At 52.6% G+C, this 24,270-nt stretch carries 17 protein-coding genes; 7 read left to right on the top strand and 10 right to left on the bottom strand.

The genetic code is table 11. The features are described 5' to 3' along the window. The first annotated feature begins 53 nt into the window (after nt 1–53). Together B5D23_RS01980 and B5D23_RS01975 are read left to right on the top strand one after the other, a co-directional pair. A complete protein-coding gene (locus B5D23_RS01980) occupies nt 54–2,729 on the top strand; it encodes an HDOD domain-containing protein (RefSeq protein ID WP_078683711.1) in 2,676 nt (891 codons plus the stop codon). After that, nucleotides 2,726–4,204: a MinD/ParA family protein gene (locus B5D23_RS01975; protein ID WP_078683710.1), complete on the top strand. Its 1,479-nt coding sequence runs from the start codon at nt 2,726–2,728 to the stop codon at nt 4,202–4,204. The genes B5D23_RS01980 and B5D23_RS01975 overlap by 4 nt, the downstream gene beginning before the upstream one ends. 116 nt (nt 4,205–4,320) lie before the next feature. Here the strand turns inward: B5D23_RS01975 and B5D23_RS01970 are convergent, their stop codons facing one another. The 4 genes from B5D23_RS01970 to B5D23_RS01950 all read right to left on the bottom strand — a co-directional run bounded on the left by B5D23_RS01970 (nt 4,321) and on the right by B5D23_RS01950 (nt 10,268). Beyond that, on the bottom strand, nt 4,321–5,712 hold the full coding sequence (locus tag B5D23_RS01970; RefSeq protein WP_078683709.1) for an alanine/glycine:cation symporter family protein: 1,392 nt from the start codon (nt 5,710–5,712) through the stop codon (nt 4,321–4,323). Between the two features lie 343 nt (nt 5,713–6,055). Beyond that, nucleotides 6,056–7,411, bottom strand: a complete 1,356-nt coding sequence (locus B5D23_RS01965) for an OmpP1/FadL family transporter (protein ID WP_078683708.1) — start codon at nt 7,409–7,411, stop codon at nt 6,056–6,058. A 357-nt stretch (nt 7,412–7,768) separates the two neighbouring features. Continuing rightward, nucleotides 7,769–9,196 (bottom strand): pyruvate kinase, encoded by a 1,428-nt coding sequence (gene pyk, locus B5D23_RS01955; protein ID WP_078683706.1) that lies wholly within the window; start codon nt 9,194–9,196, stop codon nt 7,769–7,771. Nucleotides 9,197–9,269: 73 nt separating this feature from the next. Beyond that, entirely contained in the window at nt 9,270–10,268 is a 999-nt protein-coding gene (locus B5D23_RS01950; RefSeq protein WP_200803612.1) for a UDP-glucuronic acid decarboxylase family protein, read from the bottom strand. Between the two features lie 308 nt (nt 10,269–10,576). Here B5D23_RS01950 and pgi point away from each other — a divergent pair, with 308 nt between their 5' ends. Next, complete coding sequence (gene pgi, locus B5D23_RS01945) at nt 10,577–12,226, top strand: glucose-6-phosphate isomerase (protein ID WP_078683704.1); 1,650 nt, start codon at nt 10,577–10,579, stop codon at nt 12,224–12,226. Between the two features lie 89 nt (nt 12,227–12,315). Here pgi and B5D23_RS01940 read toward each other — a convergent pair whose 3' ends face one another. Then, on the bottom strand, nt 12,316–13,830 hold the full coding sequence (locus B5D23_RS01940) for an L-lactate permease (protein ID WP_078683703.1): 1,515 nt from the start codon (nt 13,828–13,830) through the stop codon (nt 12,316–12,318). A gap of 1,199 nt (nt 13,831–15,029) precedes the next feature. On the opposite strand from B5D23_RS01940, the gene B5D23_RS01935 reads away from it, so the two are divergent. From B5D23_RS01935 to B5D23_RS01925, 3 genes are all read left to right on the top strand, one after another. Beyond that, the gene (locus tag B5D23_RS01935) at nt 15,030–15,368 is read left to right on the top strand and encodes a hypothetical protein (protein ID WP_078683702.1); all 339 of its coding nucleotides are present in this window, start codon (nt 15,030–15,032) and stop codon (nt 15,366–15,368) included. A gap of 83 nt (nt 15,369–15,451) precedes the next feature. Beyond that, nucleotides 15,452–16,960 carry a DUF4139 domain-containing protein gene (locus tag B5D23_RS01930; protein WP_159445872.1) on the top strand — a complete coding sequence of 503 codons (1,509 nt, stop codon included), beginning with the start codon at nt 15,452–15,454 and terminating at the stop codon, nt 16,958–16,960. A gap of 144 nt (nt 16,961–17,104) precedes the next feature. Then, nucleotides 17,105–17,791 (top strand): prepilin peptidase, encoded by a 687-nt coding sequence (locus tag B5D23_RS01925; protein WP_078683700.1) that lies wholly within the window; start codon nt 17,105–17,107, stop codon nt 17,789–17,791. A 450-nt stretch (nt 17,792–18,241) separates the two neighbouring features. On the opposite strand, the gene B5D23_RS01920 is transcribed toward B5D23_RS01925, so the two are convergent. Beyond that, on the bottom strand, nt 18,242–18,961 hold the full coding sequence (locus B5D23_RS01920; protein ID WP_078683699.1) for a nickel pincer cofactor biosynthesis protein LarC: 720 nt from the start codon (nt 18,959–18,961) through the stop codon (nt 18,242–18,244). Between the two features lie 163 nt (nt 18,962–19,124). On the opposite strand from B5D23_RS01920, the gene B5D23_RS01915 reads away from it, so the two are divergent. Beyond that, entirely contained in the window at nt 19,125–19,799 is a 675-nt protein-coding gene (locus tag B5D23_RS01915; RefSeq protein WP_078683698.1) for a CBS and ACT domain-containing protein, read from the top strand. Between the two features lie 66 nt (nt 19,800–19,865). Here B5D23_RS01915 and B5D23_RS01910 read toward each other — a convergent pair whose 3' ends face one another. Genes B5D23_RS01910 through mutM form a run of 4 tightly spaced genes read right to left on the bottom strand, consistent with a single transcriptional unit; the run spans nt 19,866 to nt 24,270 of the window. Continuing rightward, complete coding sequence (locus tag B5D23_RS01910) at nt 19,866–20,621, bottom strand: tRNA1(Val) (adenine(37)-N6)-methyltransferase (protein ID WP_078683697.1); 756 nt, start codon at nt 20,619–20,621, stop codon at nt 19,866–19,868. 3 nt (nt 20,622–20,624) lie between these two features. Then, a complete protein-coding gene (gene serB / locus B5D23_RS01905; protein WP_078683896.1) occupies nt 20,625–21,839 on the bottom strand; it encodes a phosphoserine phosphatase SerB in 1,215 nt (404 codons plus the stop codon). Between the two features lie 52 nt (nt 21,840–21,891). Next, complete coding sequence (gene murJ, locus B5D23_RS01900; RefSeq protein WP_078683696.1) at nt 21,892–23,415, bottom strand: murein biosynthesis integral membrane protein MurJ; 1,524 nt, start codon at nt 23,413–23,415, stop codon at nt 21,892–21,894. 12 nt (nt 23,416–23,427) lie between these two features. Next, nucleotides 23,428–24,270 (bottom strand): bifunctional DNA-formamidopyrimidine glycosylase/DNA-(apurinic or apyrimidinic site) lyase, encoded by an 843-nt coding sequence (gene mutM / locus B5D23_RS01895; RefSeq protein ID WP_078683695.1) that lies wholly within the window; start codon nt 24,268–24,270, stop codon nt 23,428–23,430.

Raw genomic sequence — 24,270 nt, 5'->3', positions numbered from 1 at the left:
ATCCTGTTTCTTTTCCCACATCATGTACAACCATAATTCAGGGCAAAAAGCATATGCACTTTGACGACAGTAGCGTTCTTGAAGAACGCACAAATGTGAAGACAATCATTCGTCACATTGATCAGCTGCCCTCGCCGCCACCAGTTGCGACAAAAGTGCTCACCGAGGTCCTGAACGGTGCAGCTGACTTTACTGAAATTTCCCGCCTTATCGAGACAGACCAGTCTCTGACACTCAAAATTCTAAAGATTGCCAACTCAATGGCATACGGATACCGGGGAAAAATCAGCACCATAGAGTCAGCTGTTGCGACCATAGGTCTGGACACGCTCAAAAACGCCCTGCTCTCAGTCATTATCCGCGATTCGTTTTGCAATGCACCAGAAGAAGGCGACGAGGAACTTGTCCGCATCTGGAAGCACACTCTGGCCACAGCCGTTGCCGCGAGCCTGCTTGCAGAACGGGTTCGCCCCGAACTCAAGGGCATCGCCTTTGCCGCAGGCATCGTGCATGACTGCGGCAAGCTTGTTTTGCTCACAGCATTGCCAGAGGACTACGAAAAGCTCCTCAACAAAAGTCGAGAAACAGGGCACTCCATACTGGACCTTGAGCAGCAACACTTTGGTGTTGCCCACACCCAGGTAGGCAAATGGCTTCTCCAGAAATGGGGCCTGCCCCAGACATTGAGCGACGTTACCTGGCTCCACCACCATTCGCCAGAGGCCCTGATTACTCTTGGTGGCAGTGCAGAAATTGCCGCACTCCTCTCCCTTGCGGGAATTCTGGCGCATGAAGTGATGCTTGATGAGCCAAATCAGGAGCACACGCAGGCAAAAGACGCCCTGCTCGCCTATTTTGATCTGCCCGCACAGGAGCTCTCAGCCATCATTCAGCGCATTGGTGAAGGCTACGCAAACCGGGCGGCCATGTTTAATCTCAAAAACGACGCCGCACTTTTTTATTTTGAGGCGCTCCAGCGCGCCAACAGCGTGCTCTCACTCAAAAATGCCGAGCTTCAGCAAAGTACAGGGCACCTGCGCCGGGCCAATGCCCTGCTTGAGGTCATTGGTGATGCCAGTAGCGCCTTGGCTGAACTTCACGACACATGGGACGTCCTGAACACTGTTGCCGACATTTTCCGGCTCCAGCTCAACGCCCGCGAAGGCTTCATTCACAGTCTGGATACAGAAAAGCAGTGTCTGCGAGGAATCTTCTGGTCCAGCTCAGAGAACACAGAAATCAGCCTTCCGCTTGGACAGGACGGGAATCCCAAATCGACCGGGCTGGACATCCCTCCACGACTTGCCGAGGCACTCCAGACCCTGTCCTACCGAATTCCAGAATCAGGCACGCCACGCCCAACCCGACTTTCTGGAGCAGGTCCATACTGCCTTGCTCCACTCTTTTCGAGTGATGGCTTTTCCGGAGAAATTATCTTTCGGCCCCAGCGGGACGGTCGCCGCTTCATTCAGGAAGAGCACAGCGGCTATCTCCAGCTCGCCCAGATTGTCGCCACGACACTGGAACGGCTTGCAATGGAAAACTCTCTGGAGCAACGCGCTGAGCGACTGGCAAGCACACTGGGGAAACTCCGCCGCCTGAACTCCAAGCTTGTCCAGACCGAACGCCTCGCGGCAGTCGGTCAGCTTGCAGCCGGAGCTGCCCACGAAATCAACAACCCGCTGGCCATCATCTATGCCCGAACGCAGCTCATGGCCCACCGGGAAAAAGACGACAAGAAGAAACACGATTTTCGACAGATGATGGACCAGATAGAGCGCATCACGTCCATTCTCAAAAACCTGATGGATTTTGCCCGCCCCACGCCACCGCGCATTGAAGCAACCTCACTCAATGCCCTGACCAAACGAACCCTTTCACTGGTGCAGGGGGAGCTGACAAAAAATCATATCCGGCTTGAGACGGCTTTTTTTGATGCACTCCCAGACATTCTGGGCGACGCCTCACAGCTTGAGCAGGTTCTGCTCAACTTGATTATCAATTCCGAACACGCCATTATCGAGCGGCTCAAGCGACCTGACATGTCCAATGAAGACGGTCTCATACATTTGACGACGGCCCTCGACAAACGTCAGCACAAGGCGCTTATTGTCCTCACTGATAACGGTATCGGCATTTCTCAGGAAAATCTGAAGAAAATCTTTGACCCCTTCTTCACCACCAAGGAAGAAGGCAAAGGCACCGGACTTGGGCTTTCCACCTCCTATGGCATCATTGCTGGACACGATGGTGAAATCCACTACGACAGCAGGGAAAAGGCCGGAACAACCGTCACAATCACGCTTCCGCTTGCTGCCGAGGCGTCTCCTGCTGCACCAAAGGTACAGACCACCAGTCAAGGGACAGCTATTCTGGTGGTCGATGATGAAAAGCACATACGGGAAATATTAAAAGAATCGCTGGAAAGCCGGGGCTACAGGGTACAGGCGGCTCCAGATGGACAAACAGCGCTGCAAAGGCTCTCGCAGAACCGCTACAGGCTCATGCTCCTTGATCTCAGAATGCCCTCGCGTGACGGATTTTCTCTTCTGGAGCATGCCCGCAAGCACATCCGGAAGATGCCCGTCATCATTCTCACGGGGATGGCAGGTCCAGAGGAAGAGCAAAAAGCGCTGGCACTGGGAGCAACACGCTGCGTGCACAAACCGTTTCAGATTAAGGCCCTTATGGATGACATTGAGAGCCTGCTGCGGGAGAAAATTTCATGACAAAGGTGACGCCGACAGAAGAAAAGCATGGTCCGCACCTCATTTCCATCGCCAGTGGCAAGGGAGGAGTTGGTAAAACCAATGTTTCCCTGAACCTTGCGTGGGCGCTTGGTGCACAGGGCTTTTCGGTCTGTATTCTTGATGCGGACCTTGGCCTGTCCAATGTGGACATTTTGCTCGGTATTCGCCCGACCTGCACGCTTGCCGACGTGCTGCTTGGTAAGCACAGCCTTGCCGAAGCCATTATGCATGTTGGTCCCGGAGTTGATCTCATTTCTGGAGCGTCTGGCGTTCCCCGCCTTGCCGAGCTAAACCGCAACGAGCAGGCCCGACTCCTTCAGGAATGCAAGGCACTCAATGAGTATGACTATGTCCTTATCGACAACTCGCCGGGCATCACCGGGCAGGTCACGTCGCTGTGCCTTTCTGCAAAAGACATCATCATTGTTGTCAATCCCGAAGCCAGTTCCATCACTGACGCCTATGCTCTCATCAAGGTGCTCTCACAGAATGGTCTGTGGTGGAGTCCCCTTATCCTGCTCAACAGGGTCAGGGGCACCAAACAGGCCGAACAGGTCTTTGCCAAAATCCAGAACACCGCATCAAACAGGCTGAACCTGAACTGCTCGCTCTTAGGCTACATTCCCGAGGATGGGGCAATCCGTGCCGCCAGCGCCCTACAGCGACCACTTTTGGAAACAGCCCCCGGCGCACTTGCGACCCGGGCCTTTACCGATGTTGCCAAACGCCTTTCCATGCGTGGCGACCGGCTCCAGCCCCGGAGCGTTTCGGCCAGCAATTTTCTGGAAAATTCCATTACCCGCCTGCGCGAACAGGGAGCACGGCGGAAGCAGGTTCCTGCCGAAGCCAAAAAAGAGCTGCGGAACATGCGCTCCTGCCTTTCTCACATGCAACGGCTTGTCGAGCACGTGACGCACCTGCCCCTGAGTACGCTTGCGCCTCTCCAGACAGAATTTGACCGCATGAGTAGCCATGTCGAGCATCTGGAATCCATGCTGGGCTTTAGCAAAAAAGCTCCGCATACAGATGAGCCTGCTCTTGAATCAAAAAGCGCCACGCATCCAGTACAAAAGAACCCTGCCTCACCCAGAGCACTTTTGGTCTGCCCGGATGACACGCTGTTTGAAGTACTCTCGGAAATTCTGAACAACACAGGCTTTGCCGTCAGCAAACAGGAGCTGGATGCGGACAAAATCCCTGCACACAGTAGCGCCCTCCTTGTCATCTGCATCAGTGGACCAGGACAGGACGCCAAGGCCCTGCTGAGCAAGGCTCCCAACCTGCCCACCGTGTGGCTGCGAGGCTACCGCAGCAAAAACGAAATTCCAACGCCACTCCCCCTCAATCTGACCGTGGTGGAGAAGCCTTTTGTCGTCAAAACCCTGCAATCACTCTTTCGCAAATCAGCAGGACTGCCACAACAGACCAAGACCTCTGAAAAGGCGTCTGCCTAGACGACCACGCACCATAAAGGCACGAAACACTCTTTTCGCGACATTCTCTCGACACAAAAAAGCCCTCAGGCCAAAACCTGAGGGCTTTTATACATATCCTCGGAAGCGATATATTTCTACGACCTGGCGGATGCCGGAGCCACAGAACTCTGCTCTTCACGAGCTTTCCGTCTGCTGCGGAAGTAGTCGCGTGTTTCACGCCCAACAACCGGAGAAAGCAGCAACAGACCAACAAGGTTTGGGAAAGCCATCATGCCGTTAAACAAATCGGAAAGCGTCCAGACAAATTCAAGATTGGCAACTGCACCGATGCCAATAAAGCAAATGTATACCAGACGATAAGGGCGAATAGCTCTCTGTCCAAACAGGAATTCTACGGATTTTTCACCGTAGTAGCACCAGCCAAGAATCGTCGAATAAGCAAAGAGAACCAGTCCGGAAGAGACAATATACTGTCCGCCGGGAAGGAGAGTCTCAAAAGCCTTTGCCGTCAACGCGGCGCCTGTCATACCCGAGGACCAGCCACCTGACACAATCAGGATAAGACCAGTCAGCGTGCACACGATCATGGTGGAAATGAAGGTCTGGGTCATAGACACCAGAGCCTGCACAACCGAATGACTCGTCTGCGCAGCTGCCGCTGCAATTGGTGCGCTACCAAGGCCAGATTCATTGGAGAAAATACCTCGGGCAACACCCATACGAATTGCCAGCATCACACTTGAGCCAGCAAAACCCCCTGTTGCAGCAGTCGGGTTAAAGGCTTTTTCAACGATCAACGCAATCGCCGCAGGTACGACTTCCCAATTCATGATGAGAATAGCCAAACCACCAAGCAGGTAGAAGGCCACCATCGTTGGGACGAGCACGCCTGTGACTTTGCCAATGTTTTTAATTCCGCCCAGAATGACCATTGAGCAGGTCACGAGCAGAAAGAGACCAGTCAGCCACGGTGCGATTCCAAAAGTTGAGGACATCACGTCCGCAACGGAATTGGACTGCACCATATTGCCAGTACCAAAGGCTGTAATTGCTGCAAAAACAGCAAACATTGCACCGAGCCACCACATATTCAGCCCACGGCTAATATAATACATGGGACCGCCGCACATTTCGCCCTTTGGGCTCACCGTACGGTATTTCACCGCAAGAAGAGCTTCGGCATACTTGGTTGCCATACCAAGCATACCCGTGACCCACATCCAAAACATGGCACCGGGACCACCAAGGGCAATTGCTGTGGCTACACCAGCCACGTTACCTGTCCCAACCGTGGCGGACAGGGCTGTCATCAGAGCCTGAAAGTTACTAATGTCGCCTTCAGTTCCTTCTTCCTTACGCTGAACAAATGCCAGCCAGAAAGAATATTTCAGTTTGGAAAGCTGAATACCCCGTAGACAGAAGGTTAAATAGACGCCAGTTCCCACTAGGAGAATTAGCATTGGAGCGCCCCAAACAAAGGCACTCGCAGCCTCAATCACGTGTTGAACAGATTCGAATGTACTCATGGACTTCCTCGCAGATGCCGGACGCAAGGCATGAGCCCCGCTTCCGGGCTCTTTCGTTTCCGACAAGATGCGGCGAACACGCGCACTCCTCGCAGAAGCGCTAAACCCCCTAGAATGTCCACCGAGCCACCACCGAATGATGTTCAGCGAAAAACCGTCAGTCAGCTGACGGTCTAGCTCGAAACTATATATATCACATGATATTTTTTGGCTATAGTTTTCGCATCATTATCGGAAAGAAAAATGCGGAGCCACTGTCTGACCTCAAATACCTTTTCGCGTCAAGAAAAAGGCCTCACCGCATATGCGGTGAGGCCTAAAAACTTATTCTGACGATGGCGTACTAAAAATCGTAACCAACGGTAATACCATACAGATGAGTCACAGTATCGTGTGCTTCTGACTCAAAAACACCTTCGGCAGGACGGTTATCAAAACTTCTGTCCTGTGCAATGAGGTAGGTGTATGAGAGGTCAACCGTCCAGTTCTCGTTAAAGCGGTAACCAGTACCAACAGAGAAGAGATGACGGTCACCGGTTGGAATCATGTAATCAGCCTGATCGCCATGAATCGGAGACTGGTCCCACACATAACCACAGCGCAGAGTCAGGGCGTCGCTGTAGGCGTATTCTGCACCAAGCTGGACACGCCATGCGTCGCGCCAGTTCTTGTCAGAAATAGATGCTTCCTGAGCCGGAAGGTCATCGTATTCAACGGTCAGGGTGCGGTACAGGCTCCAGTTGGTCCATACGAGGTCAGCCTCAAGAGAAAGCTTGGGGGTTGCCTGCCAGGACACACCAGCGAAAACTTCGTCAGGAAGAATGATCTTTGCACCAGCGGAAGAATTCTTGAAGAGCGTGCTATAAAATGCATTGTTTGCAGGATTTGAAGAATTGGGCAAACTAAAGGTTGCTTCGCCACGAACTTCCTGCTTCATCTGGCTACGGTAGGTCAGACCTGCTGCCCAGTCTTTATTGATCTGGTAGTGCAAAGCTGCGGTGAATCCGAGACCAACGCTGTCACCTTCGAGCATGGCGTCAATGTCTTCACCATGAGAGGTAGGATCCTGAGGAACCCCTGTCATGCCAACAGAACCTGGAACCCTAGAAGCTCCAGGACCGTTCTTTGCCTTATAAATGACAGAGTTTCCGTCCACGACTTTGTCGGAGCGGTACTTGAACCACATGAATTCCGGACCAACTGCCAGAGACAGCTTGTCAGTCATCTTCCATGCAATGGTTGGGTTCACAGAAAACGCATTGATGCTGGCAAAATTCACATTGTAGCGGCCAGTCCATGTCTCCTCGAACTCAGTTCCAAGGCCAAAGCGGGACATGACGCCAAGGTTCAGCCAAAACCGGTCGTTCAGCTGATGCGTGATGTAAAAGTGCGGCGGAACCCAGACATTGGACTTGCCTGTGGCATCTTCATATGCTCCAGAAAAATTTTCAAAATCAATCTTGGAATACGGATTGATAAATGTTGCACCAAACTGCATATGCGTTCCGGGCAGATTTGTGGTGTTCGCCGGGTTAAACGCAGCAGCGGCGGCATCTGGCGTCCGAGCGACAAGCGAGCCACCAAGCGCGTTACCACGAGCACTAAATTCATACAGACCATACCCGGCAGCCTGTGCGCCGACTGCGGTACACATCACCAGCAGCAGTGCAAGCAGACAGTTTCTCAAAGCAGTTTTCATGCAACCCCCTTCTCAACTCGCAGCAGATTTCATTCCGAATTCAAATAATACGGAGCCAGACTATGGCGTACGCTATTATTTGCTGCCCAAATTTTGTTTGAATCGACAATTATTATATTTTACAACTAGTTGCTAACGCAATCGTCGCGCTATCCAAAGGGAAAAGCGCGAATTCGGCAGACATAGCCGTTTTTCTGAGCAAAGACCAGTCTTTGCTGTTCAAAAAATTGAGAACATTCATAGCAAAGCTCTCCCCTTTCAGGCAATTTCTTTTTGCCCAAAACAGCCTGATTTCCATACACTTCGAGCATGAGCCAAAAAAAAAGACCCGCAAGGCGGGTCTTTTGCTTACAGGCTCTATTTATAAAAAAGTTTGATGCCATTTGTTTTTGTTTCCGGCTGTCCCGGAGGCATCGGCTGACCAGACGTGATGACCACAGACTGCCTCTGCTCTATGCTGGCTTCTCCTCGGATAAACGCAACCGCCCGCTCCAGATGACTCACAAGAGAGACATCCGCAAGCCGAGGGCGCACGCCCCAGAAAAAGTTCATTCCCCGAAGCACGCCCTCATCAGGGGACAGCGCAAAAATAGGCAAGCTTGGACGCCGGCTGGACAGCATGCGGGCTGTCGCACCACTCGTCGAATGGCAGACCAAAGCCGCACTATCCGCATGTTCCGCCACAAGGCACGCTGAATACGCAAGATATTTCACGATATTTTTTTCGGGACTCGGCACGTATGGGCCACCAAGCCGCTCAAGGTAGTAGTCCTCACAGCTCTGGGCGATGCCCTGAATAAACGCGCAGGTCTCAACCGGATAATTGCCTATAGCAGTCTCTTCAGACAGCATCACGCAATCAGCGCCATCCATAACAGCATTACCCACGTCAGTTGCTTCTGCACGCGTCGGAACCGGACTCTTGACCATAGACAGCATCATCTGGGTGGCAACAATAACGGCCTTCTGCTGATGCCGACAGGCGCGAATGATGCGCTTCTGCATAACGGGCAATTTGGCCAGCGAGCACTCAACGCCGAGGTCGCCACGGGCAACCATCACGCAGTCAGCAGCCGCCACAATCTCGTCAATGTGCTCAACGGCAGCCTTGCGCTCCAGCTTGGCAACCACCGGAACAATCCGCCCATGCTCCTGAATAAGCCTGCGCAGGCGTTCAACATCCTCTGCACCCTGCACAAAGGACAAGGCCACAGCATCAATGCCAATATCCAAACCTTCGCGCAGATCTTTTTCATCCTTTTCAGTCAACGCAGGTAGCGGATGGATCTTGTCCGGGAAGGCAATACCCTTGTGCGAAGTAAGCAGCCCCTCAGTGCGGGCAACCATTTCAAAAAGCTGATCAGGAATAAGCACACGATTAACCGTAAACCGAAGCATGCCATCAGCCAAAAAAACGGCGTCGCCAGCCTTGAGACCTTCCATCAATTCAGGAACATCCAGCGAAATAAAGACCCGGTCTTCTTCGGCGCGTTCCGCATGCTTGGGAAGGCCCAAAAGCACGCCCTGTCCTTTATTGATCTGGAGTGGAGAACCAGGAACTTCACCAATACGAATCTTTGGTCCACACAGATCGCCCATCACCGTGAGGCGGATTCCCATCTCCTGCTCAAGTTTTCGGATATCCTGCACCACAGGAACAAAGCTCGCGGCATCCGCGTGCGAAAAATTCAGTCGAAATATTCTGACACCATGCTCAACCATGCCCTTCATCACGTCGTATTTCATAGACGCCGGGCCAAGGGTGGCAATAATCTTCGTTCGCATCTGATCTTCCCCAGTGGTTAGATATTGCTTCACAGCCAATGACTAGCACATTCCGGCATCAAACACAGCTCAATCAGCTTTCGTCTGCGCGATCCATGTGCAGCCGTTTCAAAGTCTGGCTGTCCATATCTGAAAGCAGAGTGTCAAAATAGTCAATGGTTCTGGTGAGTCCGTCGCGTAAAGCGACAGTTGGTGTCCACTGGAGTTCTTTTTTCGCGAGGTCAATATCTGGTCTACGCCGTACGGGATCGTTACACGGCAAAGGGGCAAACACGAGCCGCGAGCGTCCACCAACAAGTTCAACAACAGTCTCGGCAAGCTCACGAATAGAAATTTCGGCCGGGTTTCCAATATTCACTGGCCCTGTGAGCGAGGACGGAGCCCCCATCAAACGAACAAGTCCATCTACCATGTCGTCAACATAGCAAAAGGACCGTGTCTGCGAACCATCGCCATAAACCGTCACATCATGACCACGTAACGCCTGAACAATGAAATTTGACACAACACGCCCGTCGTTGGGGTGCATTCGCGGCCCATATGTGTTGAAAATACGCGCGACCTTGATCTGGAGCTGATGCTGTCGATGGTAATCAAAGAACAGTGTCTCGGCACAACGCTTTCCTTCATCATAACAGGCTCGCGGACCGATGGGATTCACACAGCCCCAGTAGTCTTCTTTCTGTGGGTGCACTTCTGGATCGCCATAGACCTCTGATGTTGACGCCTGGAGGATTTTTGCATGAAGCCTTTTGGCAAGGCCCAACATGTTAATCGCTCCGTGGATAGAAGTTTTTGTGGTCTGAACAGGATCAAATTGATAGTGAACTGGCGACGCGGGGCAGGCTAGGTTATAAATTTCATCACATTCTACATAGAGAGGAAATGTGATGTCATGCCTCAGGCATTCAAAAGAAGGGTTTCCCAAAAGGGATGAAACATTCCATCGGGACCCTGTAAAATAATTATCAACACACAAGACGTCACAACCTGACGCAACAAGCCGCTCACACAAAAATGAGCCTAAAAATCCGGCACCGCCTGTAACCAGAACACGTTTTCGAATGTGCACAGTCCTCTCTCCAAACATCAGGGGATTTTGCCCCTTGTGAAAAAACTTTGCCCAGCACCGTACTGTGCTAGACTCTCTGGCGACTCACTGCCTGACGAAGGCGCTGTGTGTCCAGTAAAATCACCCCGGCAGATTCTAGCGTATCCTGCCTGCACGACCTTTTTTTGATGAAGACATATATGAGCACTCTTCGTTCCTGCTATCAGCAATTACTGCGTATTTATTGACTTCGACTCCCCTTTCGTTCAGAGTATCGTTAGAATTCAACCGTCTTTTCATCACCTGTTTTGAATATTAAGGATTGCATCATGATCTCCCTGACGCGGTCTCCTGCATGGGAAGCGCTTCTTGAGCACTACCGGGAAAGCTGTGACCTTCACATGCGGGACCTCTTCAACGCAGATTCAGAGCGTTTTGCAAAGTTCTCCATTCAACTTGGAGACCTTCTTTTTGACTATTCTAAAAACAGAATCACACAAAAGACTGTCACTCTCCTCATGGACCTTCTTCGAGATCGAGGTGTCATAGAACGCCGTGAAGCCATGTTTTCAGGTGGCCACATCAACGTGACCGAAGACCGGGCCGTTCTTCACGTCGCTCTCCGCCAGCAGGACGAGACGCCGGTCTATGTCGATGGGGAAAATGTCATCCCTCTCGTCCGCCAGATGCTAAAAAAAATGCGGGACTTCTGTGACCACGTCCGCTCGGGAGAGTGGAAGGGCTACACCGGACAACCCATCACTGATATTGTAAATATCGGCATTGGAGGTTCCGACCTTGGCCCGCAAATGGTCGCCCAGGCCCTGACCAGCTATGTCGACGGTCCCCGGCCCCACTTTGTTTCCAACGCGGATGGCACACAGCTCTCAGAAATTCTTCGAAATCTGGACCCACGAACCACACTCTTCATTGTGGCTTCCAAGACTTTCACCACGCAGGAAACATTGCTCAATGCTGGCTCAGCAAAAAAATGGTTCCTAAGCCGGGCAGGAAATGAAGAGTTCGTTGCCAAACATTTTGTCGCCCTCTCAACTAATCGCGAAGGCGTCCAGAATTTTGGCATTGACCCCGAAAACATGTTTGAATTCTGGGACTGGGTCGGCGGACGGTACTCTGTGTGGAGCGCCATTGGCCTCTCTGTTGCTCTCGCCATTGGCATGGACCGCTTTGAAGAGTTCCTTGCGGGTGCACACGAGGCTGACGTCCACTTCCGAACTGCACAGCCTGAGCGCAATATCCCCATGCTCATGGCAATGCTGGGCATCTGGTACAACAATTTCTATGGATGTGGCACACAGGCCATACTCCCCTATAACCAGTACCTGTCCCGCTTCCCTGCCTACTTCCAGCAGGGCGACATGGAATCCAATGGCAAAAGCATTTCTGTTGATGGTGTCCCGGTCAATTACGGAACGGGACCAATCATCTGGGGAGAACCCGGCACCAATGGACAGCACGCCTTTTTCCAGCTCCTGCATCAGGGCACAAAGCTTGTCCCCTGCGATTTCATCGCCTGCGCCCAGCCGCTAAACCCAATGGGCAAACACCACACGGTGCTCATTTCCAATTTTTTTGCACAGACAGAAGCCCTCATGCGCGGCCGAACCCTTGCCGAAGCTAAGGCAGAGCTGGAAGCACAGGGGCTTGCCCCGAATCGGGTCAGCGCTCTTGCACCGCACAAGACCTTTACAGGCAACCGCCCGTCCAACACCTTCCTGCTCAAGCGCCTGACGCCCTTCAATCTTGGTCTGCTCATGGCTCTGTATGAACACAAAATCTTTGTGCAGGGTACGATCTGGAACATTAATTCCTTTGACCAAATGGGTGTCGAACTCGGCAAGCAACTCGCGAAGAATATTCAGACCGAGCTTGCAGAAGGTGGCAGAGCAACACGACATGATGCCTCAACAAACGGGCTTATCAACGCCTACCAGCATATGTCGCGAGACAATTCCTAGTTTTCATTACCGCACAAAAAAGGCCGGAAGCTCACAGCTTCCGGCCTTTCTTTTTTCAGAATTCTACTCTGTATAAATCAGGAGACTGACTAAATCAGACCGAGACTCAGAGTGGCGAACACCACGGCACCGTAGAGCACGAGGTACGCGATGCAGACCTTGACGGTCTTGCCAAGAATTTCACCCTCGGAACCAATCAGGCCTGTTGCAGCAGTTGCAACAGCGATGGACTGAGGAGAAATCATTTTGCCTGCGGTTGCGCCACCAGCACTGGCGGCAACGAGCCAACGCGGGTCAACACCAATCTGGTTGGCAACTTCAAGCTGGAGCTTACCGAAAAGCACATTGGACGAGGTATCAGAACCCGTCACAAATGTTCCCAGTGCCCCAATAAGCGGAGAAAGCAGCGGGAAAACACGACCTGTCAGCTCAGCCATGACCACGGCAATAGAGTTAATCATGCCACTGTAGGCCATGACCTTTGCCATTGCGACAATAGCCACAACGGTGACACAGGACATCACCAGCTGCTTGCATGTTTTGATAAAAATACCTGCAATGCGCCCCAGAGACTCACCCTGAATCAGACCACCAATAAAGGTCGCCAGAATAATCAGCGTCCCCGGTGTGGCAATCCACTTAAAGGTAAACAGGTGGTCCTTGTAGATAGCAACCGTTGACTTCACGCTTCCCAGAGCATCTCGGATACCGGGGAAGAGGTTACTACACAGGATGATGAAGGAGAACACCAGAATATAGGGCAACCATGCCAAAAACTTCTGACGACCAGTCACAGACTCGTCCTTCTCGCCAGCGGTGTGGGAATACATCAGGCGAGTGACCAGCGTCGTTGCAGCCATACTGCACACACTACCAGCCAGACAGGGAAGTTCAGGTCCAAGGAATTTTGCCAAAGCAAGCTGGGGCAAAGCAAAGGACACGCCAGAAACCAGCGTCACAAAGAAAACGCCCTGGATGCCCTTTACACTCTTTTCCACCAGCATAACGAGCAGCATGGGAATAAGAATAATGAAGGGAGTAAGCTGAAGGCCAGTGTAATAGCTCAGCTCCATAGGGGAGAGTCCCGTCACGCTTGCCATTGTGGTCACCGGAATGCCGATGGCACCGAATGCAGTCGGAACGGTGTTTGCCACCAGACAGATCACAGCGGCGAACAGCGGATTGAAACCCATTGCAGCAAGGATACTTGCCGGAATTGCAACAGCAGTACCGTACCCTGCAACGCCTTCGAGGAAGCCACCAAAGCCCCATGCAATGATGAGGACAAGGATACGCTTGTCAGTCGTGATGGACGACAGCATTCCCTTGATGACTTCCATGCTCCCTGTTGCCAGAGAAAGATTGTACGTAAAAACGGCCGCGATGATGACGATCATAATGGGCCAGAGGGCGAGCGCGCCACCTTCCATAGCAGCACCAGCTGCCTCTGTCAGGGGCATTCCCCACCATCCAAAGACGGCGAGCAAAAATGTTCCAACAAGGGTCGCAACACATGTCTTGTGTGCAGGGAGATGCAGGACACCAAGGGAAAACATAAGCCACAGGATTGGCAGCAGAGCTACCCCAAACTTCACAAACTCCATAAGTACCTTCTCAGCGAAATGTTCCAAACCGGGGCACAGCACAGCGTGCCAAAAACACAGGTCGACGTTCCACCCGCACACCCAGCATTGCAGTTGGGCGGCTTTTCCCGTGCAGGGGAATCTCTGTCTGTTCAACCAAACAATTTTTCTGTGAAAATAGATTGAATGCACAAACAAGTTTGAAGATATAATGATTGAGCATTCAAACAATTTTTACAGAAAAAAATTGGCCCTTTTCAGTGAAAGAGACCGTTTCGGATGACCAGAAAACACGAAGAAAGTCAAGGTCATTTCACCAACACAGGACGCAAGAAGCTCTTTCAATACAACGTTTTCGGCTGTATGAGTAAACACTCACAGTCTAACTTTTTCATCAAAGACAGAGAAATACCCGCATTGCAGTTCTGGTAGATCTGTTTTGCAAAAAGTTGAAAAAAGGTTCTCCTCGGAAGGAAGGTTTTCCAAAAAGAAAGTTGCAGAGCGCAGGAGCGGCTTATGGAGAAAGGGGGGAGAAAAAAACAAGCAGGGCCAGCCACAACGAGGATTACGTCATGACTGGCCCTAAAATTTTGAGGTCCCGTGCAAGCTATGCGCGGACAACAGAAGCAGAAAGAAGTACGGCGAGAACATACAGAGTGATGCCCAAGAGGATACGCACCGCGAGTCCGGGTTTCTTTTTCAGGATTTTCATAATATCAAAAATTCTCCTTCCAACCTGTTTGGATATTTGAAGAATGTAACGCTAAAAAAATCAATGCAACTGTCTTATCACCTTCATAGGAGAAAGAAAAGAATCATTCCAGATTCAGGAACCTTACAGCACAGAAATGCCTATATTTGCTTGTCCATTTTTCGCCAACTTTCTAAAAAGAAAATCAGCGACCCTTTTCTCCGTACTTCTCCCCCAAGCTATCGATTCTTCTTTTCCTTTTTGGAAAAGCGCCTTAAAAAGGTCCGTAAGGTAGAATTTGTCAGCCTTATGACAGGCCTGTAATACCGCGAGGCTCCCAATAATATTTGTTTTCTGAATTGTTGACTTTTTTCGTTTATGAAAAGGATTTTTTTCTGTATTTTCGCGGGTTCACCACAAAAAGCCAAACTTCTTTTCTTGAGCCTTTTCTCTTCTGGCTGTAAGGAAGATAACGGAGCTTCCATCAGGAATTTTTTTTTACCACGAGAGATACACGCAGGAGATATTCATGGATACACATCACATGAGCTACGAAGGCTGGATTTCTGGAATCAATGAATGGACCTATTCAAAGATGCACAGGCTTCTTGAGAATGCCTTTGAAGACGTATCATACGAATATCTTGAAGCAGGGTCCGGAGCCTTTAAGATTTCAGGCCAGTCCCCGATGTTTGAGGAAGACGAGGAAAACAGGCTCGCCATTTTTGACCTGATTGCAGAGGTCATGGACAAGGAAGCCAAAGGTCTGATTGTCGGCAAGGTCTGGACGCTTGAGGGCCAGCTTATTCTGAGCTGTTTTGAGTTTTCCCCCAAAAAGTGGACCTGCAAAGAGATCACTTTACCCTAGCAAGTGGCATGCAACGCATTGACCCTTTTTTTGGTGAACGCTACACAGAGAGACTGGCGTTCACCTTTTTTATGGAGGATCACATGCGAAAGCTTCACGCCTTCCTTTGTGCTTTCAGTGTGTTTCTGCTTTTCCCGGTCTGTTCGCAGGCAAAGCAGCACATCACACTTTTCCCTGACTCAGCACAAATTCAGGAAAAAAAAGATATTTCCCCCTCGCCCCACGGGCGTTATATTTTGCCCCTACCCGCTGGAATTGATCAAAATTCCCTGCACATCAGTCTTATCAAGGGGAATTCACAGCTCAAAAGCCTCAGCTTCTCCACCATGCCCTATGGCGACAGCCCCGCGATCAAGGCTCTTCGAGACAAAATCGCCGCCGTTGAGCAACAAATTTCCGTCTTACAAAATCATCAGGCAGGGCTTCACTCCACGCTCCTCTTCTGGCGAAACATTGGCAGCAACATAAGTACCCCAGAGCAAGCCAAAACAATGGCCGCCTCTGTTGCAAAGAGCGTCGCAGCAACGACAAAAGAAATAAGCGCACTTGCACAAGAAATACGTCCTCTGCGCGACAGGCTTGCACGTCTCAACCGCAAGCTCAAGGCCCTTACTGGCGGCATCAAGGAGCTTCCGGTAGCAGTCCTGGCCCTCGACAAGCCCGGCTCCAAGCCCATCAGCATTGAAGCCCAGTATCGTGTCACGAACTGCGGCTGGTCATCGCTTTACAGCATCAATGCGCACCCCGAAGAACAGAACCTGAGTTTCCTCTGGCAGGCCCAGATTTATCAGAATTCTGGACTTCAGTGGAACGATGCGGAACTCACGCTCTCTACGGCGCAGTACACCGGAGCCATTACTCCCCCACCCTCTCGACCGTGGATTCTTGGACCTCGCCAGAAGCCCATGCCTCGCGCCAAGTCAGCAATGGAGAATGCCGCACCCGTCATGTTTATGGCCGCTCCCGCAGCTGACAGTGTCAGTATTGAGCAAGGCGAACTCTTTGATGCCATATCCCTTGGCACTGTCTCTCTGAACTCTGGACAAAAAAAGCTTCTCACGGTTCGCAAGGACAACTGGGATGCCAAATTTGACTATCTTATTCGACCGCAGGAGCGCCAGCAGGCCTTCCTGCATGCACGCGTCGACTTCAAGTCGCCTCTCAAGCTTCCCTATGGTCCGGCCCGTCTGCTTATTGACTCAAGCTTTGTGCAGCAGGTTCAGTTTGGCCTCAGCGACAAAAAAACAGAGCTTTTCTTTGGCCCTGCACCGCAAATTCGTGTCGACTTTGCCCTGCTCGACAAAAAATCTGGCTCCAGCGGCGTCATCAGCAAAAAGAGCACCGCTCGCTGGCAATGGAAGCTCACGGTTGAAAATCAGGGCAAAAAAGCTGCCTCAATTCGCGTCGAAGACGCCCTGCCCCAGCTTCGCGACTCCCGCATCAGCATGGACGCCTCGCTTGATGGTGCAAAGCAGAAAGACAATCTCGCCGTCTGGACCTTTGAACTCGACAGCGAAGACAGCAAGGACATTGAGTACGGCTACACCTTTGAATGGCCAAAAGACATGGAAATCCACTTCGGCGGCCGCTAGTCTGAGCACCTGCTCAGCTCACCTTGCGTCAAAATCAGGAAGCTCGTAAAACACAAAGGAACGTCACCATACTGGAGGCGTTCCTTTTTTCGTCACCACGGCTCGGTGCCCTGCATCAGCCCCTAAAACGCAAGCAGAACATTCATGACACTTTCATCACTGCCAGCTCCGCTCGTCGCCGTCCTTTTTGGGCTGCTTACTGGTATCCCAAGTGCGCTCTTTGTGCTCCGCTTCCTCGGGCAGCTCGACCCAGAAGAGTACACCACTCCCGGGGCCTTTTTTCGCCCAAGCATTCTTACCTTCTCCTGTGTGCTCCCTCTGGCCTACTCGTTCCAGTTCGGCCTCTCCGCGCACTTTTGGGTCTATTCAATTCTTGGCGTCCTTTTTCTCACCGCCAGCTTTATCGACCTCTACAGCTACATCCTCCCCGATGAGCTGATTTATCCAACCATGCTTTTCGCTCCCCTCGCCTCGCTCTTTCTCCTGCACATGCCCGCGAACCAGTGCTTCGGCGGCGCTGTCCTCGGTGCAGGCTTTTTTATTTTGCTCCAGTTCGCCTATCGAAAACTCCGCGGCATTGAAGGTCTCGGCACTGGCGACATTAAACTCATGTTCGCCCTTGGCGCACTCACCGGCCTTCACCTGCTCCCCATTGCCGTGCTCCTCGCCTGCATCAGCACCCTTATCGCCGCCGCAGTCGCCGACCTCGCAGGAAAAAAGCTCTCCCTTCACAGTCAGATGCCCTTCGGCCCCTTTCTCTGCCTCGGCACTGCCCTTACCCTTCTCTATGGCACTGACATCATGAACTGGTATCTTAAACTCGTTTTATAGTACGAGCACGAGAGGGCAAAGGTTGTTTTGTTGGGACGCTGTCCCAAGCCCTGCAAGGGGCGCTGCCCCTTGACCCCGCCCAAGGACGAGGCCCTTGGGAATCCCGATTTCGCCCGAAAAAAAGGGGCCGAAATGTGATGAGAGCTACGCTCTCCTCTCCATTTCGGCCCCTTTTTTTCGCCCTAGTGGGCGTTTCCCTAACGCGTGTTCTTCTGCCTTTTCCTGACCGCACTTATTCCTTTTGAACGCCTAAAGGCGTTCAAAAGGAATGGTGGCAACACACGGGAAAGAGAACGACGTTCTTTTCGTTTTCTCACCCAAGTTTGAATTTCATTCACGCGAAGCGTGGAGGGAATTCAAACTCGATGAAGATACGTAAGGGAATCATTCCCTTACGCGGGGGTTTGGGGGCAGCGCCCCCAACTTCCCCCACCCACACACGCATCAGCACTACACCCATGGCTCAATGAGCAGAGCACGTAAGCCTCTGTTCTTGTCGCCGAGGTCGGTGGTGCCATACCCGACGCCGGAGGCGACGACGACACCAGTAGGCCCTGTGACGAAGGAGTCAGCAAGCTGATCGACAATGAGGGCGCCTGTTGGGGTAATAATTTCCAACTCAAAATCTGAGGGGAAGACGGGCTTTCCTTTCATCAGCTCAAGAGCAGCAGGAGCAGGAAGAGGGAGAATACCGTGAGCACAGTGAACGCGGCCGCGAAACCAGGGAAGCGGAGAACACTGCACCTGAGAAACACCAAGCTGTTCAACGGCATAAAAAGCACCGACGACATCGATAAGCGTATCGACAGCTCCCACCTCATGAAAATGCACATGATCGAGGGGCATACCGTGCACAGCGGCCTCTGCTTCCCCGAGCCGGGTAAAGGCAGCGGAAGCCTTGGCGCAGACGCCATCACTCAGGGGAAGCGCTTCAATAATCTTGAGAATATCGGGAAGATGCCGAAGAGGCTGAGAGCTGGAAGATTCTATGGCAAGCTGCCGTCCGGCAAGCCCCCCAATGCGAACTTCTGGTGCATCGAGCGTCAATTCAAGGCCAGCGGTCGAAAACGCATTCTGTAAGGGGGCGAGATCAAGACCAAGGCCACAACTTGCAGCCAAAAACATATCTCCGGCAATGCCGAAAGAGCAATCGAGGAACAGGGTTTTCACGAAAATCCTCCGGGAAAAAGTAGATCAGAACTCACTGCATATGTTGTCATAAAAGACAGGGTATGCAATTTATACAAAAGGCCTCATTCTGTATATGGAGCAGAAGCCGTCCTAAAATCATTTTTTTGAATGTGCGGTGCGCACACAGAGAAAAGGAGTCCTGATGCTTGTCGGAAACTGGATGAACACCAAGCCGGTCACAGTCAGCCCAGAGACGTCCATGATGCGGGCGTCAAAACTGATGAAGGATACCAAAAGCCAAGGGCTTTGCGTGGTGGAAGAGGGAGGAAGACTTGTAGGCATTGTGACGGACAGGGACATAAAGGAAGCGTCTCCGTCCAAGGCCACAACGCTTGATGTCCATGAGCTGTACTACCTGCTGTCTGAGATTACGATCAAAGACATTATGACGACGAAGCTCCTGACAGTCCATACGAACGAATCAGTTGAAAAAGCAGCACTCATGCTCCAAAAGCACCAAATCGGTGCCCTGCCGGTGCTTGATGATGAAGAAAAGCTGGTGGGTATACTTTCGCAAAGCGATGTCTTTGATGTCCTTATCCGCATCACGGGCGTGCAGCACGGCGGGTTCCAGTTCTCCATTGATCTCGAAGACATTCCGGGGACAATGGCCGAGCTGGTGGACTTTCTGAATAAACGCCACGCACGAATTATGAGTATCCTCACCGCATACGAACCGGAAGATATCAAATACCGCAAAGTTTTTGTGCGTATCCAGGATATGCCCCACTCTGAACAGGAAAAGCTGCTGTCAGAACTAGGGGAGAAATACCATATCCGCTATACGCTGAAAGAAAATCTCTCCGACCTGCTCTAAAACTCCAGATCTCTGCTGCGTACGCCAAGTCACAAAAAACGCCCTGAGCCAAGGCTCCGGGCGTTTCTATTTCCTGCGGGCATTGCAGGTCGCATACGGACAAAATTCCAGTGCATCCTGCTGCCAGTGCCCTTCAGCGTCATATAAAATTAACGGCGGCTCAAGAGCGAGACCGGGGCGTCCATTCTTCACACATTCAACGAGCGCAAGACGGGCAGGCTTGGCAGCATGACCATGCACACAGCGAAGGCGCTTCGGCTCCAAACGGTGGTGCGCAGCATCAGCAAAAAACTCCGGCAACCGCTCCGGCAAGCCAATAAAACACACTCGCCCCCGATTCTTGACCAAAAAAGCAGCCGCAGCCAAAAAGTCAGCAATCTCTGCCTCAGCCTCAAACCGGGCCACGTCACGCCCAGCGTCAGGAGAACGCCGTCCACGCCCCGGCTGACGGTACGGTGGGTTGCACACAACAAGATCCGCAAATTCCGGTTCAGGATGAGCACGACGGACCTCGCGAACGTTGCAGTGTACGAGAGAAAAACGCTCAGTCAATCCAAGCAGGGCGATATTCTGCCGGGCAGAGGCAATCATCTCAGGATTCAGCTCCAGCCCGGTGACGTGAAGCCGCTCCGAGCCTGAGTTCAGAAGAAGCCCCAGTCCAACCACACCGCTCCCAGTCCCAAGATCAACAGCGCGACGCGCCGCTCCCGGCCCGGCAAAGCAGGCCAAAAGCAGCGCGTCGACTGAAAAATGAAATCCTGTTTCTGGCTGTTTGAGACCACGCGGAAAATACGCACGGGCCGCAGCACAGTCCCTGTCCATAGCTTACTCCAAAGCCTCGCGATCACTCATGCCAAGCAAATAGAGAATGCTGTCCAGACCAAGCGTGGAAATGGACTGACGGGCATCGCGGCGGACAACGGGTTTGGCATGGAAGGCAATGCCAAGACCGGCAAGGTGGAGCATCGGCAAATCATTTGCTCCGTCACCAACGGCGACAACCTGCTGCAGGTCCAGATTCTCCTTGCGGGCAATCTCCTGAAGCAAAGCGGCCTTACGGGCACCGTCAACGATCTCGCCATCAACGCGGCCAGTGAGCTTGCCGTCTTTCATTTCAAGCTCGTTGGCATGCACATAGTCAATGCCCAGCTCCTGCTGGAGCTTGCGCCCAAAATAGGTAAAACCACCGGAAAGGATGGCGACCTTGTAGCCAAGCTTGCGCAGATTGCCAAACAGACGGCGGGCACCGTCAGTAAGCTGAATACGCTCGGCGACGTTGTCCATAACAGACACGGGTAAGCCCTCAAGGTACGACACGCGGTGCCGCAGGCTCTGCTTAAAGTCCAGCTCGCCACGCATGGCGGATTCTGTAATCGCAGCCACCTTGTCCATGACACCTGCCTCGCGAGCCAGCTCATCAATGACTTCGGCCTGAATCAGGGTCGAATCCATATCAAAGCAAATCAGGCGACGGTTACGGCGATAAACATTGTCCTCCTGAAAGCCAATGTCCACCCCCTCTTCGCGTGAAATCTCCATGAATTCAGTACGAATGGCATCAGGGTCCTGCGGCTCACCGCGTACGGTAAATTCCACACAGCCGCGTGGAGCATCCTCAGGGTTGGCAAGAGAAATTCGGCCAGACAACCGGGTCACAGAGTGAATATTCATGCTGTGCGATGAAAGCACACCAGACACCCGCTCAACCTGCCTGGAGCTGACCTCGCGAGCCATGAGCGTCACAATGTAGCGACGGCTCCCCTGCTCTTTGACCCATGCCTCATGCTCTTCGCCAGACACAGGCTCAAAGGTGAGCTGTACTCCCAGCTCATGGGCACGAAACAAAACGTCCTTGATGACGGGAGCAGACGACTGCTCTTCTGGAATATGAATAATCAGCCCGAGGGACAGCGTGTTGTGAATAACCGCCTGCCCAATGTCCAAAATGCGCACTTCGTGGTGAGCCAGAACATCAGTCAGGGCATGGAGGATTCCGGGTTTATCCTCGCCTGTCACGCGAATCAGCACAATCTCGTCCATGAAAAACATCTCCGCTCATCTCCGCGCGTGGCACGGCGTTAGCGCACAGGGTCTAGCGAACCCTGCGCCGAACAGCATCAAGAAGCATGGTTGCCTCCGGGATACGGCACAGCAGCGCTCCAACAGCGTAGACCGCAGCCCACACCGGAATAAGCACGACGGCCCATTTCCCAAGCGGCACGGTACCCCATGCACCACATCCAATAACGATACTGAGTCCCAAAAACACTGGAACAATACGGTGATAGCTCGCCCAGCGCCCCAGTCGCCCGCGCAAACGCCAGACCAAAAAAGCCGCGTTCAGCCAGGAAGAGAGAGACGTTGCGAGAGCCAGACCAAGATGCCCAATGTACTGCATCATGCCTGCACCCGCGATGACATAGACCACGACACTCAGAGTTGCGGCAATGACTGGGGTCTTGGTGTCCTCAAGGGCATAAAATGCCGACACCAGAGGCCGGACCATCGCAAAAGCTGGCAAGCCAATGGCGTAGCCAACAAGCGCAATGGATGTTGCATCAACAGCGGCCGAGGAAAACGCTCCACGCTGAAAAAGCAGCTCCACCACAGGCCCGGCAAGACCGATAAGTCCTGCTGCTGCGGGGATACTGATAAACAGCGTCAGACGCATACTGGCGTTCAGGGCTTCCTTGAAACCATCCATGTCCTTGCGCGCAGCAAGTCGGGACAGGCTCGGAAGCGCCGCAGTGCTCACGGCAATGCCAAAAACACCCAGCGGGAACTGCACCAGCCGGTCAGCATAATACAGGTAGGAAATACTGCCTGCCGGAAGGAGCGAGGCAAGGAGCGTGCCCAAAAGAATATTGATCTGATACACGGCAGCGCCAAAAACCGTGGGCAGCATGAGCCGTCCCGTACGGCGGACGCCGTCGTTTTTGAGCGACCAGTGCCCAAACCAGCGAAGCCCCACAGAATGAAGTGCAGGTTGCTGGACGGCCCATTGCAGGACTCCAGCGACAAGCACGCCATAAGCCAGCATATGCGGGACAGAGAGCTTGAGCCAGACCGCGCCAAGGGCAGCAGAGATCAAAACAATGTTGAGCACACACGGGGCGAGCGCGGGCATGAGAAAGTGTCCCTCAGAGTTGAGGATTCCCATGCACAGGGCAACGCCACAAATAAAAATCGTATACGGGAAACAGATGCGAACCAGTTCCACAGTCAGCTGAAGCTGACGTGGTTCTCCGGCAAAGCCCGGAGCAATGGCAAGCGTGAGGGGGCGGGCAAAGTACATGGCCACAAGCGTCAACACACCCAGCACGAGAACGAGCCAGATGTGCATGGAGCGGGCCATGACGTGTGAGGCCTCCGCCCCGTGCTCTTCGCGCACTCGCGAATAGACCGGGACGAAGGCCATTGTCAGCGAACCCTCGCCAAAAAGCCTGCGCATGAGATTCGGCAGGCGAAAGGCCACAAAAAAGGCATCTGCCACAGGGCCTGCGCCAAGGGCGAACGCAATAATCAAATCCCGGACAAAGCCAAGGATTCTGGAAAGGAGCGTTGCCCCACCGACTACAGCGGCATTTTTGGCAATTCCTCTGGCGAGGCTACTCATGAAAACCCCTGCTTAGTGCTGGCACTTGGGGCAGAAGACAGTGGCGCGTCCAGCCACAGTACGGCGCTGCAATTCAGAGCCGCAGTTGACGCAAGCCTCTCCGGCCCGGCCATACACACGGAATTCATTCTGGAATGCACCAGCATCCCCGTGTGCATCACGGTAATCATTGATGGAACTGCCGTTAGCGGCAATGGCTTCTTTCAGCACGTCCTGCAAGGAAGCATGCAGTGCCTCAAGACGCTCACGCTCAACACTGGAAGCCAGTGCATGCGGCAGAATGCCAGCGCGGAACAAAGATTCATCTGCATAGATGTTGCCAACGCCAGCAATAAAGTTCTGGTCCAGCAGCAATGGCTTCACCTGACCACGGCGGCCCTTGAAGAGTTCCACAAAGTCATCAACGGAAACTTCAAGCGGCTCAGGGCCGAGGCTCTTGTAGAAAGGCCATGTGCTGAGAGCCTGCTGCGTCATAACCCGGCAGAACCCAAACTTGCGGGAATCCGCAAAGAACAGGGCGCGGCCATCAGGCAGACGGAAACGCAGGCGGCAGTGCTTGTCTGGAGCTGCAATGGTATCAGTCACCAGCAGGCGTCCAGTCATTTTCAGGTGAAAACAGATGGTCAGCTCTTTTTTCTTGAGCGTGACAATGTCAATCAGCAGCAGCTTGCCCCGACGCCAAACGCGACGAATCATGCTACCAGGCAGATGACGGGCAATCTGTGACGGAGACATTGCACCGTACTCTTTGTTGACGGCACCCTTGGACAGCAAGTCAAACGACAGTATACGCTGCTCGCGAAGCTCGTTGAGGAGTTCGCGGGCTATGGTCTGTACCTCTGGAAGTTCAGGCAT

The sequence above is a fragment of the Desulfobaculum bizertense DSM 18034 genome, assembly GCF_900167065.1.
Taxonomy (GTDB): domain Bacteria; phylum Desulfobacterota; class Desulfovibrionia; order Desulfovibrionales; family Desulfovibrionaceae; genus Desulfobaculum; species Desulfobaculum bizertense.
Note: the sequence above shows the minus strand (reverse complement) of the source record. Positions and strands in the feature narration are given on the sequence as shown.